The following is a 13,673-nucleotide window of genomic DNA, read 5'->3' as shown; positions in this document are numbered from 1 at the left end:
CCCGTCCTACAGGCCGTCGTGGTAGCAGAAGCCGCTGCCGCGGTCGTAACCGCCACCGGAGAGCGGGTAGTTGACGAAGCCCAGCTCCTCGCCCGCGCCGCAGTCCGACCGGGCGCGCGCGTAGCGCAGGCAGGTGGCCTGACCCGAACCCGTCACGTCCGCGCAGACGCCGCGGGCGCCTTCGACGCCGCAGAACTCGGTGAAGCCCGCGCTGCACGTCTCACCCATCAGCGCCGGGTCGAAGGCGAAGCCGATGGGCTCCAGGACGGACTGCTCGATGCACAGGCCGTAGACGCCGCAGACGGTGCCGCTGGGGCAGCCGGGGACCGCCGCCATCGGGTCGCACGTCTTCAGGCACTGCGGGTTGTCGGAGAGCAGGTCCGTGCACGCGAAGCCCTGCGCGCAGTCCGTCGTCGCCGGGTGGTTGGCCTCCGTGGCGGGCGTGGAGGTGCACGCCGCGCCCTGCGTCTTCGTCCCCTCCGACTTCTCCAGCGTGCCGTCATCCGCGAAGTAGTTGTCCGCCACGCAGGTGTGGCCCGGCAGGTTCGCCGTCAGCGAGCCCTGGCGCGGATCGCAGCCCAGGGACCGCACGGTGTTCCAGGTCGCGTAGCGGATCCACTTGCACGCTCCACCCGGCACCACCGCGCTGCCTTTGTAGGGCGCGCTGAGCGGCGCCGCGGTCACCGACTCTCGCAGCGTCACGTTGTAGAGCGCGCCCACCGTCTGCTGCGGCGACACCTTGAGCGCCAGCAGCAGCGAACCGGAGTCCGCCACGAACAGCTTCTGGCCCGTCGTCCCCGCGTCCTGGTAGCCGTAGACGCACTGCTCGCAGGTGAAGAGGTTGCCACCCCCCGCCGCCAGATCATGCAGGCCCGGCGCCGTGTTCACGTCCAGCCGGATGAGCGCGCTGTCCGCCACCGCCGGGTCGCCGAAGGAGCCGAACGTGCCCTGGTAGGTCGGCTGATTGCCATACTTCACCGGCGTCAGCTGGATGCCATTCGCAAGCGCGTTCATCGTGATCTCGGTACACCCCGTGGGTGGGGTGAGGGCCTGCGTCCGCTGCTGGACCGCCTGCAGCTGCTCCTGCGCGGAGGACTCCTCCTGCGGCTCCACGGCACAGCCTGTCAGCGCCATGCTCAGCACCGCGCTCCAACGCCACGCACGAAACCCGAGGCTTCGAGTCGTCATTGTCAGTCTCTCAAGATGTGGGTTTGAGGCTGCCCGGGGGGAACAGCCGTTCCGGCGACTGCTGCCATTCCACATACCATCAAGGACTGACATTGCTTTGTCAGTGCGAAGTCATTCCATGGCGTGAGAAAGCAAGACATTGGCGTGCTACGGCTTCGTGTTGCGCTCCCGCAGCGCCTTGCACGGGTCGTCCTCCGGCATCGCGGGCGTGAACCAGACGTAGTCGTAGGGCAGGGTGGTGGTGTCCGCGTAGTCCTGGGGCTTGAGCGCCTCCGGCGACACCTCCAGCAGCGCCACGCTCAGCACGGAGACGTCCTTCGCGCGGCGCTCCAGGTGCGCGGGAACGGCCCGGTCCTTCCGCACGTGGCCGTTGCCGGTGATGAGCACCGCGCCGTCCGCGGGCACGGTCTCCAGCAGCCGGTCCGCCATCATCGCGTCGCGCGCCCGCTGGGCCAGCGCCATGGGCTCCAGCATCTCCTGGGGGAGCTGTCCGCAGTGCGAGCGATCCAACTCCTCGCGGACCGCCTTCGCCTCCGCCTCGGGCACGGGCGCCTCCAGCCCCAGGCGGGAGCGCAGGTCGGAAGGCAGCGCCTCCGGTCCCTTCATCACCAGCTCCCGCACCCGCGCGCGGGGCAGGTTGGCGGCGACGATGGGCAGGTGCGCTTGAAGGCCCGCGGTGAACACGGGGGCGTAGAGGCTGAAGGCGGGCCAGCCGCTGTTCGCCCAGTCCACCGCCTTCGCCAGGCCGTCCACGTCCTCCGGCCGGGCCTTCAGCGCCGCATCCACGGCGGGCTGCTGGGTGACGTCCAGCATCTCGAAGGCGAGCGCGGGACGCTGGCCCGCGGCCGTCTTCGCGCGCACCAGCTCCGCCTGGAGCCGGTGGTGGTCCGGGTGGTCATGCCGCTCGCCGATGAGCACGAAGCGCGCGGGCACCACCGCCGCGCGCAGGGCGCTCTCGTCCACGAAGCGTCCCGCCGCCACGTCCCAGATGCGTCCCACCAGCGGGTGGTCCCGGTGCAGCGTCGTGGCCCACTCGCGCGCGGGAGGAGGGGAGGGCTGTTGCCGGCTGGCACAGCCCAGGGACAGGGCGAGGACAAGGACGAAAGGGATTCGCGTCATCCCGTCATCTCACCCGTCCCGCGCCGGCATTGCCCGCTGGAAAGAGCCCGGGCCCTCACTCCCGAACAGAAGGCCCGAGCGACCATGATTGGGCTTCACTTGCGAAGCCGCGGCAGGCAGGAACAGGCCCATGACGACCTGGATGCGTGGAGTCCACGAAACCAACGGCATCAACCTCCACTACCTCCGGACCGGAGGCGCCCACCCTCCCGTCGTCCTGCTCCATGGATTGATGGGGAGCGGCGCCTGCTGGACTCCCCTGGCGCGCGTGCTCGAAGGTGCGTTCGACGTCGTCATGCCCGACGCCAGGGGGCACGGCGGTTCGAGCGCGCCGCACCAGGGCTACCGGTACGACGACCACGCGAGCGACGTCGTGGGCCTCATCCGTGGCCTGGAGCTCTCGCGTCCGGTGCTGCTTGGCCACTCGATGGGCGGCATGACCGCCGCGGTGGTGGCGAGTCGAGGGACGGCAGGCCTCCGCGGCCTCGTCCTGGTCGACCCGACGTTCTTGAGCCCCGAGCGCCAACGCGAGGTGCACGGCAGCGATGTCGCCGAGCAACACCGCCGGGCCCTCGGTCTCCTCAAGTCCGACCTCGTCGCGCAGGCCCGAGCCCGGAACCCGCGCCGCTCGCCCGAGCTCATCGAGCTTCTGGCCGAGGCGAGGCTGAAGACGCGCATGGGCGCCTTCGACGTTCTCACGCCGCCCAACCCCGAGTACCGCGACGTGGTGAGCGCGATTGACGTCCCGACCCTGCTCGTCATCGGGGACAGCAGCCCCGTCGTCACGCTGGAGATGGCAACGGAGCTGCGGAGCCTCAACCCACGCGTGCGAATCGAACAGGTCCAGGACGCCTCCCACGGCCTTCCGTATGACCAACCGGAGCGCCTGGGAGCGGTGGTCGCGTCCTTCTTGCGTGAGCTGGCCTAGCTGCCCGCCTGCCTCCATGTGGAGGCGGTGAGCGGGTTCGAGGCCCGCCTGCCGAGGAGCCCTGCTCGGTAGGCGACGGAAGGCACCGGCCTGGCGGCCGCCGGCGTTGAAGTGGGGAGCACGGATCGCTACGTCCACCCCAGGCCTCCTCGTCCACGCGTCCCGCACCCCTCGAGCCTTCCCTGAGCCGACCGACGAACGAACAGAACGCTCCGGAGCCGGCGGGAGCCGTGGGGGCCGAGCCTTGTCCCGAGGGATGGCTGGCCGTGTTGCGCGGCGGCAGCGTGATGGGGCGGCTCATCCTGGAGCGGGACTGGTCCGGGACGCCGCTGGGACCCATCACGTCGTGGCCGCCCACCCTGCGCACGCTGGTGAGCATGTGCCTGATGACGCGCTTTCCCATGTTCATCTACTGGGGACCGGAGCGCGTGCAGCTCTACAACGACGCGGGCATCCCCATCATGGGCGCCAAGCACCCGGACCATGCACTGGGGCCGCTGCGCGACGTCTTCCCTGAGCTGTGGCCCCACCTGGGGCGCATGTTCGAGGACCTGGAGCGCACGAAGCAGGCGAACTGGGCGGAGAGCCAGTCGCTGCCCATCCTGCGCAACGGCTCCGCCGAGGAGGCCTACTTCACCTGGTCCTACACCCCGGTGCTGGATGACAACGGCACGGTGGTGGGCTTCTACACGCCGGCCCTGGAGACGACGGGGCAGGTGCTGGGGCAGCGGCGCCTGCGCACGCTGCACCTCCTCTCCCAGCGCTCCAGCGGCGCGGGCTCCGTGGAGGAGGCGTGCCGGGCCGGCCTGGACGCCCTGGCGGAGAACCCCGCGGACCTGCCCTTCACCTGGCTCTACGTCACGGACGCGGAAGGAGCGCGGACCCTGCTCGTGGGCTCCACCGGCATGGGCGCCCTGAGCGCGGCGGTGCCCGCGTCCCTCGACCTGCGCGCGCCGAAGGACGGAGGGCCCGCGGGAGGGCTCCTGGCTCCGGTGGCGGGCACGCGCCAGGCCCCGTGGGTGGAGGACGTGAGCGGGTGGCTGGAGGCACGGCTTCCGTCGGAGGCCGCGGAGCCGCCCCGGCCCGCCCTGGTGCTGCCGCTGCCGCACGCGGAAGGGGACCGCGACCTGGGCTTCCTGGTGGCGGGCCTGAGCCCCTTCCTGAACCCCTCGGGGGAATACCGGGGCTTCCTCGAACTGGTGGCGGGAGCCCTGGCCACGGCCGTCTCCAGCGCTCGCGCGCGGCAGGAGGCCCAGGAGCGGATGGAGCGGCTCGCGGCGCTGGACCGGGCGAAGACGGCCTTCTTCAGCAACGTGAGCCACGAGTTCCGCACGCCCCTGACGCTGATGCTCGGGCCCGTGGAGGACGCGCTGGCGGATGCCGCGGAGCCGCTGGGGCCGCGTCAGGCCGAGCGGCTGTCCCTGGTCCAGCGCAACGCCAGCCGGCTGCTCAAGCTGGTCAATACGCTGCTCGACTTCACCCGCACGGAGGCCGGACGCGTGCGCGCGGCCTTCCAGCCCACGGACCTGTCCGCCTTCACCGCGGAGCTGGTGAGCCACTTCGAGTCCATCGCGAAGCGCGCCGGGCTGGTCCTCACGGTGGACCTGGCGCCCCTGCCGGAGCCTGTCTGGGTGGACCGCGAGATGTGGGAGAAGGTTGTCTTCAACCTGCTCTCCAACGCGATGAAGTTCACCTTCGAGGGGAGCGTCCACGTCCGGCTGCGCGCGGAAGAGGGCCACGCGCGGCTGACGGTCCGGGACACCGGCAGCGGCATCCCGGAGGCGGAGCTGCCGCACATCTTCGAGCGCTTCCACCGCGTGGAGAACGCCCGCTCGCGCAGCCACGAGGGCAGCGGCATCGGGCTGAGCCTGGTGCAGGAGCTGACGAAGCTGCACGGCGGCTCGGTGGGCGTGACGAGTGAGCCCGGCAAGGGAACGACGTTCTGTGTCGCGGTGCCCCTGGGCAACCAGCACCTGCCGCGCGAACAGCTGGCCTCCGAGGGGAAGGAGGTCCTTCACTCCAGCAGCGAGGGCGCCTCTCCCTTCGTCGAGGAGATCACCGGATGGCTGCGCACGCCTCCTCCGCCCGTCGAGCCGGAGCCTGGACCGCAAGGCACGCAGGAGGCCGCGCCGCCGCTGCGTCCCGACGCCTCCGCGCGGGTCCTGGTGGTGGACGACAACGCGGACCTGCGCATGTACATCACCGGGCTGCTGGCCGGGGTGGTGACGGTGGAGACCGCGGAGGACGGCATGGCCGCGCTCCAGGCCATCCGCGAGCATCCCCCCGACCTCATTCTGAGCGACGTGATGATGCCGCGCCTGGGTGGGTTCGGGCTGCTGCGGGAGCTGCGCGCGGATCCCCGGCTGCGGGCCATCCCCTTCATCCTGCTGTCGGCGCGAGCAGGGGAGGAGGCGTCGGTGGAGGGGCTGGAGGCGGGCGCGGATGACTACCTGGTGAAGCCCTTCTCCGCGCGCGAGCTGTCCGCGCGGGTGCGCACCCAGCTGGAGATGGCGCGGGTGCGCCGGGAGGTGGCGGCGCTGGCGGCGCGGGAGGTGGTGCTGGAGGAGGCGGTGCGCGCGCGTGACGACTTCCTGTCCGTCGCGAGCCACGAATTGAAGACGCCCCTGGCGGCCTTCCGGCTCAAGTTGGAGCGGCTGGAGCGCGGCCTGGACGCGGACGCGCGGGCCGGGATGCGCGAGCGCTTCCTCGACACCCAGCGGCAGGTGCAGCGGCTGGTCTCCATCGTGGAGACGCTGCTGGACGTGTCGCAGCTCACCGCCGGCCCTCCGCTCCTGACGGTGGAGGACGAGGACCTCACCGCGCTCGTGTCGGACGGCGTGGCCCGGCAGCAGGAGGAACTCACGCGGGTGGGGTGTGCCCTGACGCTGCGAAGCGAGGGCCCGGTGCCGGTCCGCCTGGACCGGGAGCGCATGGCGCAGGTGGTGCGCAGCCTGCTGTCCAACGCGATGAAGTATGCGCCGGGCAAGCCGGTGGAAGTGCACGTGGAGCAGGACGGCCCGCATGCGCGCCTGACGGTGGTGGACCACGGCATGGGCGTGCGTCCGGAGGACCGGGAGCGCATCTGGGAGCGCTTCGAGCGCGCGGTGTCCGTGCGCAACTTCGGAGGCCTGGGCCTGGGGTTGTGGATCGCCCGCCAGGTGGTGGAGGCCCACGGCGGCAGCGTCGAGGTGACGGAGACGCCAGGGGGCGGCGCCACCTTCACGGTGTCACTGCCCCTGGCGGGCCCGCGAGCCTGACGGGCGTTGCTCCTGAAGCAAGCAGGCCCGCGCTCCCCATGTGAGGGAGGCGGGCCTGGGTGTCAGACATTGGCTGTCTGGCGACGGGCAATCCGTTACTTCGAATCCACCACCAGCACCATCCACCGGTCGGTGGCGTGGTCGATGCGCACGTTGGCGGCGCCGGCCTCCTGCAGCTGTCCAATCACGCGCTCCAGGAACTGGAGCTGCTCGGCGGTCGCGTCCACGAACACGTTGCGCGAGCCCGGGCCCTTCGCCTTCGGCTTCTTCGCCGGCGCCGCACCGCTGTGCAGCTCCGGAGCCGCCGCGGCCTTCAGCAGCGTCCCCGCGTCCTCCGACGTCACCTCGGACCGCTCGTCCTGCACGTCCACGTCCTGCTCCTCCTTGGGGGCGGCGGCCGGAGCGGCGGGCTGCGAGGCCAGCTCCTTCTTCGCCTGGTCGCGCAGCTCGTTGAACGTGCGCAGGTTGATGGTCGCGCCGAAGCGGTCCTTGAAGCTCTCCAGGGCGTCCTGGCGGCTCAGGTCGGGCTGGGTGCGAAAGAGGTCGAGCAGGAACGCGTGACGCTCCTGCGACTGCTCCTGGGAAGTCCTGGGCATGGCGGTGTGGCTCCGGCGGTGTGGCCGCTTGAAGAAAGGCGGCGCACCTATACCCGAGCCCGCCCCCTGAGCGAAAGCCGGGGGGCCCCTACCGCCCGCGCGGGCCCGGACGCGGCGTGCGCCCTCCGCCGCGAGGGCCCGACGGACGAGGCTGCACCGGACGGGGCCACGCGTTCGTCGCCAGCCCCTCCCCGGCTTCCGCGTTCTCCGAGGCGCGGCGCAGGCGCGCGGCCTCCGCGGCGGACTCCGGCGGCACCAGCGCGTTCGGTCCCCGGCCGATGAGGTCCTCGCGGCCCGCGAGCCGCAGCGCTTCACGCGCCAGCGGCCAGTGCTCCGGGTTCCAGTAGAGCAGCAGCGCCTTCTGCAGCCGCTTCTCGCGCAGGCCCTTCGCCGTGTACACGGGCTCCATCTTCATCGGGTCCAGGCCCGTGTAGTACATGGCCGTCGCCATCGACATGGGCGTGGGGATGAAGTCCTGCACCTGGCGGGGCCGCTTGCCCTTCTCCTTCAGCCACTGCGCCAGCATCACCATGTCCTCCAGCGTGGAGCCGGGGTGGCCGCTGATGAAGTAGGCGATGTCGTACTGCTCCTTGCCCGCGTCCTCGCTGGCGCACGCGAACATGTGCTGGAAGCGCTCGAAGCTCTCGATGCCGGGCTTCTTCATCTTCTCCAGCACGCGCGGCGACACGTGCTCCGGCGCCACGGACAGCTGGCCGCCCACGTGGTGCGCCGCCAGCTCCTTCACGTACTCCGGCGAGCGCTCCGCCAGGTCGTAGCGCACGCCGCTCGCGATGAAGACGTGCTTGATGCCCGGCTCCTCGCGCACCTGCTTCATCAGCGAGATGAGCGGCCCGTGGTCCGTCTGGAGGTTCTCGCACACGCCCGGGTGCACGCAGGACAGCTTGCGGCAGCGGCTCTCGATGTCCTCGCTCTTGCACTTGAGCTTGTACATGTTCGCCGTGGGGCCCCCCAGGTCGGTGATGGTGCCCCGGAAGTCCCCCATGCGCCGCACCTCGCGCACCTCGCGCAGCACGCTCTGCGCGGAGCGACTCTGGATGACGCGCCCCTCGTGCTCCGTGATGGAGCAGAAGGTGCAGCCGCCAAAGCACCCGCGCATGAGCACCACCGAGTGCTTCACCGTCTCGTAGGCGGGGATGGGCTCCTTGTACATGGGGTGCGGCACGCGGTTGAACTTGAGGTCATACAGCTCATCCATGGCCACCGTGGACGTGTCCCCGGGCTTCTGTCCGGCGCCGTCCTCCAGCGGCCGGGCGGGCGGGTTCATGAGGATGGCGCGGTTGCCGTGGCGCTGCGCGATGGCGCGCGCGTTGCCGGGGTTGGTCTCCATCTGGAAGTCCCGGCTCATCACCGCGAAGGCGCGCGTGTCCGCCACCACGTCCTCGTAGGAGGGCAGCACCACCACCTTGTCGCGGTCCGCCGCGCGCTTCGCCGGGTCCGCCTCCAGGGCCTTCATCGCCGCGTCGTTGATGAGGCGCGCGGTGCCCCGGATGTCCGTCAGGTCCTCGATGCGCTCGCCCCGGTGGAGCCGGTCGGCGATCTCCCAGATGGGCCGCTCGCCCATGCCGAACACCAGCAGGTCCGCCTTGGCGTCGAAGAGGATGGAGCGGCGCACCTTCTCGCTCCAGTAGTCGAAGTGCGCGATGCGGCGCAGGCTGGCCTCGATGCCGCCCAGCACCACCGGCACGTCCGGGAAGGCCTCGCGGCAGCGCTGCGCGTAGACGATGGAGGCGCGGTCCGGCCGGCAGCTGGTGCGCCCGCCCGGGCTGTACTGGTCCTCCGAGCGGTTCTTCTTCTGGGCCGTCAGCCGGTTGAGCATCGAGTCCAGATTGCCCGCCGCCACCCCGAAGAAGAGGCGCGGCGGCCCCAGCGCCTTGAAGGGCTCCGCCGAGTGCCAGTCCGGCTGGGGGATGAGCCCCACCTTGAAGCCCCGCCCCTCCAGGAACCGCGCGATGAGCACGGGCCCGAAGGCCGGGTGGTCCACGTAGGCGTCGCCGCTCACGATGATGATGTCGCACTGCTCCCACCCCCGGGCCTGCATGTCGGCACGGGTCACGGGTAGGAACGGGTGGGCGTAGCGCTGGGAGATGGAGGCCATGGGCGTGTTCCCCTCAACAGCGGGGGAGGGCCCAACCAACCCCATCAGGGCGGGCGCTGTCCACTGCGATGGCCGCCTGCCCTCCTGCTCCCCCGGGGAGCGGCAACCCGCCAGGTCGTCCAAACCCAGACGGTCCGTGCGCCGTTTCTCGACTCCTCGCAAAGACAGACGCCGGGTCATTGGGGCTCCAATGGGGTGTCTGTATACACCTGGGCCTGGGTGCAGGTTTGCCCGTATTGCTAGAAAACTCCGTTCATGGCAAAGACTGTTCACGGGCCCTGGCTGTCATTGTCTGGCGTCGGGTTCCGCCTTCCCCCCACCTGGCAACGCCCTGTCCCGGAGACAGTCATGTCCTTGCGCCGTCCTCTCTCGCTGTTCGCCTCCCTGCTGATGTTGGGCGGCTGTGGTACCGAAACCTTCGAGGAGGGCGTGGCCCCGCGTCAGTCCCGGTCGGCGGTGCACACGGGCATCGACCTGGCGGCCGCGGAGGTGGGCGTGACGTGCGAGGACGGCCAGGTGGCGACGGTGAAGGGCGTCATCATCAACGAGGCGCCGACGGGCATCGACCCGTCGGTGGCGGGCATCTTCGCTGGAGACCCGGCCCAGGGCGGCACGCTGCTGTCGACGGTGAACGTGCCCTGGCTGGTGGGCAAGGAGCGCTACGCGTTCGAGGTGCCGGTGCAGGTGCCGGAGGGCGCGCAGCAGCTGTTCGTGGTCGCGGACATCACGAACTTCTTCCCGGAGGACAGCGAGGAGAACAACACCGCGTCGGTGACGCTGTCGGCCGGTGGTGGCTGTCGGGTGAACCAGGCGCCGGTGGCGCTGTGCCAGAACGTGACGGTGACGGCGGACGCGTCGTGTGGGGCGTCGGCGTCCATCGACAACGGCTCGTATGATCCGGACGGCTTCCCGCAGCCCCTGAGCCGCACGTACAGCCCCGCGGGCGTGTACCCGGTGGGCACGACGCCGGTGACGCTCACGGTGTCGGACGGAATGGACTCGGCCTCGTGCTCCGCCACGGTGACGGTGGTGGACGCGACCCCGCCGGTGGCCGGGGCGAGCAAGAACCTGGTGCTGCCGCGCTCGGCAGGCGCGGACTACAAGACGGTGACGCTGGCGGACTGCGCGCAGCCGGCGGTGGACACCTGCGGCGGGACGTTGGACCTGCAGCAGGCGGGCTCCATCGTCCGCGTGGAGTCGGACGAGACCGAGGACGCGCTGTTCAGCCTGGCCCTCTTCAAGTGCAAGGACATCGTGCTGAGCGCGGACCGCAAGTCCGCGCAGCTGCGCGCGGAGTCCAGCCTGCTGGGCAACGGCCGCGTCTACACGGTGGTGTACTCGGTGCAGGACGCGTCTGGGAACGCGACCCTGGGCAGCTGCAAGGTGAAGGTGCCCAGCCTCCAGGGCATCATCTCCGTGGGCGTGGGCCCCGTGTACTGCCAGGGCACGGATTGTCCGGCGGGCACGGGCGGCGGGCTGCTCTGCCCGCTGCTGTAGTCCACGCGGGGCTTCCCAGCGGTGGATGACGGCCCGGGTCCGCGAGTGTGCGCGGCCCGGGCTTCACCGCTGGTGCAGGCGTGCGAGGGAGCCTGCGCGTGCGTTGACGGGGATCGACGCCTCCCCTAGCTTGGCCGGCTTCCCGGCACCGCCACTTCCGAGGTGAGGAAGGGCCGCGGCCGCGAGCACCCCGTATGATGCGCAGGACGGACGAGCAGTCGGGTCAGGGGGAGGCGCCGCGGGACGAGCGTGCTCCGGATGACCTCATGCCCGTGCTCCGCGTGGAGTACGACACCGACGTCCAGCAGGGCGACGCCGCGCCCGTGCTCCGGGTCCGTTCGTCCTGGCCCCCGGTGGAGTCGGAGGCGGAGTCGGAGGACGCACCGCCCGCGCCCAAGGTGACCCGGGGCGTGTCCCGGCCAAAGACGCTGACCTTCCGCGAGCTGGACTCCGCGGCGCTCGCGTCCATGCCCAACTCCCACCGCGTGAACCGCGCGGTGCCTGTTCGTCCCACCGTTCAGGGGGACGACGCCACGGGGACGGCTGCGCCATCACGGGCGGCCAGCGCACCGACGCCTTCGCGCGACGGCCTGTCCGCTGCCGCCAACCCGCACGCGTCCAAGGGGGGGACCTCACCCACGCTTGAGACCGTCGGAGTCCAGGACGCCCACGCGCCCCAGGCGAATACGTCCGCGGCGACAGCCCGTTCGGTTTCCTTGGAGGGAGGTGCCGCCAACGTCACCCGGTCCTCCGATGAGGGCTCCGCTCCGGCACGGTCCTCGCCTGCTCCAGCAAAGGGCACTGTCGCCATCGGTGACAGCCCCTCCCGGCCCGTCGACCCTGACGCCTCCACGACGAACTCCCTCGCGGACCTGGCGCCGGCCCATGAGGCGCGAAGCGCGAGGGGTGCGGGACCGTCCATGGCTGGCACCGCCGCTTCCGGCGCAGCGCTGCCGGTCCGCCCACCGAAGCCGCCCGCGCCGAACCTCATCCGCGTGGACGACCCGGCCGACGTGCGTCCTCCTGAGGAGGCCCCGGCCCGTGACGTGTCCGCCTCCGGCGACGTCACCCCCGCGGAACGCGAGGCCATGCAGGCCGCCGTGTCCTCCGGGCGCCGCCGGGAGCAGTGGGTGGCTCCGACGTATCTCCCCGAGGACCTGCGCGACGCGCTGGTGGCCGAGCGCAGCCAGTACCGCGCGCAGCGCCTCCAGGAGGCCCGTGAGGTGGGCTTCGCCGGGCCCGGAGTGCTGGGACTCGTGCCCGTTCCGGCCTCGGATCCGGACTGGTCCGGTGGCTCGCTGCTCGGCTTCCTGGGGGAGGAGCTGGTCTTCGCCGGGAACATCGTCCACCTGGACTTCGAATCCGGCCGCGTCTTCGCCTCCTCCGACTCCGGCGAGGACCTGGACCGCCGCGTCCTCTCCTGCGAGCGCTGGTGCTACCGGCCCTACGACTTCGCGGAGGCCCTCTGCGCGGCGGCCTCCGCCTACGAGGACCGCGTCCCCGCCCTCACCACCGCGCTGTCACGCGCGAAGGGTGAGCTCCTTCCGTCCACGCCCTCGCCCCGCGACGCGGAGCTCATCCCCGTGGACCGGCTGTGGCGCCAGCCATGGGGCAGCATCTGGGGACCTCCCGGCACCGGTAAAACCACGGCCGTCGCGGACCTCATCGCCCGCGCCCTGCGGGCCTACCCCAATGAACGCATCCTCGCGGTGGCCCCCACCAACCGCGCCGCGGACGAACTGGTCATGCGCGTCAGCGCCCTGCTGGAGCGCGATCCCATCCCGCTGCGCCCCCTGGCTCGCAGCATCTTCCGGGGCGGCACCGGCGCCAGCGAGGCCCTCTCCAAGCTGCCCACCGTGGCGCTCGAGGAGACCAAGACGAGCAAGCTGCTCAACACCATCCAGGAGCGCGAGCGCGAGCTCACCCTGGAGCGCGCCCGGGGCGGCGCCGCGCCGGAGCTCGCCCGCATGCAGGCGGAGCTGCGCACGCTGCGCGGCCGCGTGAAGGACCCCACGCTCAAGGAGGCGGAGAAGGGCGACAGCCCCCTCATGGTGCTCACCGTGCACCGCGCCCTGCGGCTCGTCTCGGAGCTGGAAGGCGAGGAGACCTTCCAGCGGCTCGTCGTGGACGAGGCCGGCATGGTGACGCGCGCCGCGACGGCGCTGCTCGCGCCGCTGGCAAGACAGGTGACCCTCGCGGGCGACCCCAAGCAGATCGGCCCCGTGAGCCGCGCGGCGGAAGGGGCGGGGAAGGGCACCCAGATGTGGCTTCGCGCCAGCGCCCTGTCCCACCTGGAGGACGCGGTGAAGGACGCGGAGCGCCCGGACGTGCTGCTCCTTCGCACCCAGCACCGCATGCACCCGGACATCGCCCGCGTGGTGAGCCACTTCTGCTACGGCGGCGCGCTGGAGGACGGCGACCTCGTGAAGGACCGGGCTCAAAAGCCCCCGCCCGTGCCCGCCTTCCCGGCCCGCGCGATGTGGCTGGTGCTGGACGGCCTGAGCCGCGACGACCGCCGCCTCACGCACGGCCGCGGCGAGACGGGCTCCGGCTACCAGCGCGAGCTGTCCGCGGAGCTCGCCGTGACGCTGGCCCGCCAGGCCGTGCGCCTGGGCCTCACCGTGCTGTGCGTGACGCCCTACCGCGCGCAGGCGGCGCTGCTGCGCAAGCTGGGCAACGCGGCGGGGCTGCGCCACGACATGTTCAGCGCGTCCACCATCCACCGTCAGCAGGGCACCCAGTACGACGTGGTGATGGTGGACACGGTGGCCGGCGGCCGGCCCTTCCCGCCGCACACGCTGGTGCCCATCCTCAACGTCGCCGCCAGCCGCGCGAAGGAGTACCTGCTGGTGCTCGCCTCGCGCGCGGAGGCCCGCGCCTCCCCGGTGCCCGCGCGCTTCCTGTCGCTGCTCCCCCGCGTGCGCGTCCACGCCGGCACGCCGCCGAAGCTGGAGCTGCTGGCCACCCAGCCG

At 71.6% G+C, this 13,673-nt stretch carries 8 protein-coding genes; 4 read left to right on the top strand and 4 right to left on the bottom strand.

Annotation, left to right across the window (positions count from 1 at the left end):
* Positions 1-6 precede the first annotated feature (6 nt).
* Both D7W79_RS26950 and D7W79_RS26945 read right to left on the bottom strand, forming a co-directional pair.
* Complete coding sequence (locus tag D7W79_RS26950; RefSeq protein ID WP_120528264.1) at positions 7-1,188, bottom strand: hypothetical protein; 1,182 nt, start codon at positions 1,186-1,188, stop codon at positions 7-9.
* Positions 1,189-1,335: 147 nt separating this feature from the next.
* Entirely contained in the window at positions 1,336-2,307 is a 972-nt protein-coding gene (locus D7W79_RS26945; protein WP_120528263.1) for a ChaN family lipoprotein, read from the bottom strand.
* 130 nt (positions 2,308-2,437) lie between these two features.
* Between D7W79_RS26945 and D7W79_RS26940 the strand changes: the two genes are divergently transcribed.
* Both D7W79_RS26940 and D7W79_RS45845 read left to right on the top strand, forming a co-directional pair.
* The gene (locus D7W79_RS26940) at positions 2,438-3,235 is read left to right on the top strand and encodes an alpha/beta fold hydrolase (RefSeq protein WP_120528262.1); all 798 of its coding nucleotides are present in this window, start codon (positions 2,438-2,440) and stop codon (positions 3,233-3,235) included.
* A 230-nt stretch (positions 3,236-3,465) separates the two neighbouring features.
* Positions 3,466-6,492, top strand: a complete 3,027-nt coding sequence (locus D7W79_RS45845; protein ID WP_276375512.1) for a hybrid sensor histidine kinase/response regulator — start codon at positions 3,466-3,468, stop codon at positions 6,490-6,492.
* 95 nt (positions 6,493-6,587) lie between these two features.
* On the opposite strand, the gene D7W79_RS26930 is transcribed toward D7W79_RS45845, so the two are convergent.
* Together D7W79_RS26930 and D7W79_RS26925 are read right to left on the bottom strand one after the other, a co-directional pair.
* Positions 6,588-7,088, bottom strand: a complete 501-nt coding sequence (locus tag D7W79_RS26930) for a hypothetical protein (protein WP_120528261.1) — start codon at positions 7,086-7,088, stop codon at positions 6,588-6,590.
* 88 nt (positions 7,089-7,176) lie between these two features.
* The gene (locus tag D7W79_RS26925; RefSeq protein WP_120528260.1) at positions 7,177-9,204 is read right to left on the bottom strand and encodes a YgiQ family radical SAM protein; all 2,028 of its coding nucleotides are present in this window, start codon (positions 9,202-9,204) and stop codon (positions 7,177-7,179) included.
* Between the two features lie 348 nt (positions 9,205-9,552).
* On the opposite strand from D7W79_RS26925, the gene D7W79_RS26920 reads away from it, so the two are divergent.
* Both D7W79_RS26920 and D7W79_RS26915 read left to right on the top strand, forming a co-directional pair.
* A complete protein-coding gene (locus D7W79_RS26920; RefSeq protein WP_120528259.1) occupies positions 9,553-10,701 on the top strand; it encodes a hypothetical protein in 1,149 nt (382 codons plus the stop codon).
* Positions 10,702-10,967: 266 nt separating this feature from the next.
* The coding region (locus D7W79_RS26915; RefSeq protein WP_439099233.1) for a DEAD/DEAH box helicase at positions 10,968-13,673 on the top strand (2,706 nt) is incomplete at its 3' end.

This window comes from Corallococcus exercitus, assembly GCF_003611585.1.
GTDB classification, from domain to species: domain Bacteria; phylum Myxococcota; class Myxococcia; order Myxococcales; family Myxococcaceae; genus Corallococcus; species Corallococcus exercitus.
Note: the sequence above shows the minus strand (reverse complement) of the source record. Positions and strands in the feature narration are given on the sequence as shown.

What these genes read in the sequence shown, in the direction of transcription:
- D7W79_RS26950 (WP_120528264.1), bottom strand. Translation starts at nt 1,188, where the DNA reads ATGACGACTCGAAGCCTCGGGTTTCGTGCGTGGCGTTGGAGCGCGGTG.
- D7W79_RS26945 (WP_120528263.1), bottom strand. Translation starts at nt 2,307, where the DNA reads ATGACGCGAATCCCTTTCGTCCTTGTCCTCGCCCTGTCCCTGGGCTGT.
- D7W79_RS26940 (WP_120528262.1), top strand. Translation starts at nt 2,438, where the DNA reads ATGACGACCTGGATGCGTGGAGTCCACGAAACCAACGGCATCAACCTC.
- D7W79_RS26930 (WP_120528261.1), bottom strand. Translation starts at nt 7,088, where the DNA reads ATGCCCAGGACTTCCCAGGAGCAGTCGCAGGAGCGTCACGCGTTCCTG.
- D7W79_RS26925 (WP_120528260.1), bottom strand. Translation starts at nt 9,204, where the DNA reads ATGGCCTCCATCTCCCAGCGCTACGCCCACCCGTTCCTACCCGTGACC.
- D7W79_RS26920 (WP_120528259.1), top strand. Translation starts at nt 9,553, where the DNA reads ATGTCCTTGCGCCGTCCTCTCTCGCTGTTCGCCTCCCTGCTGATGTTG.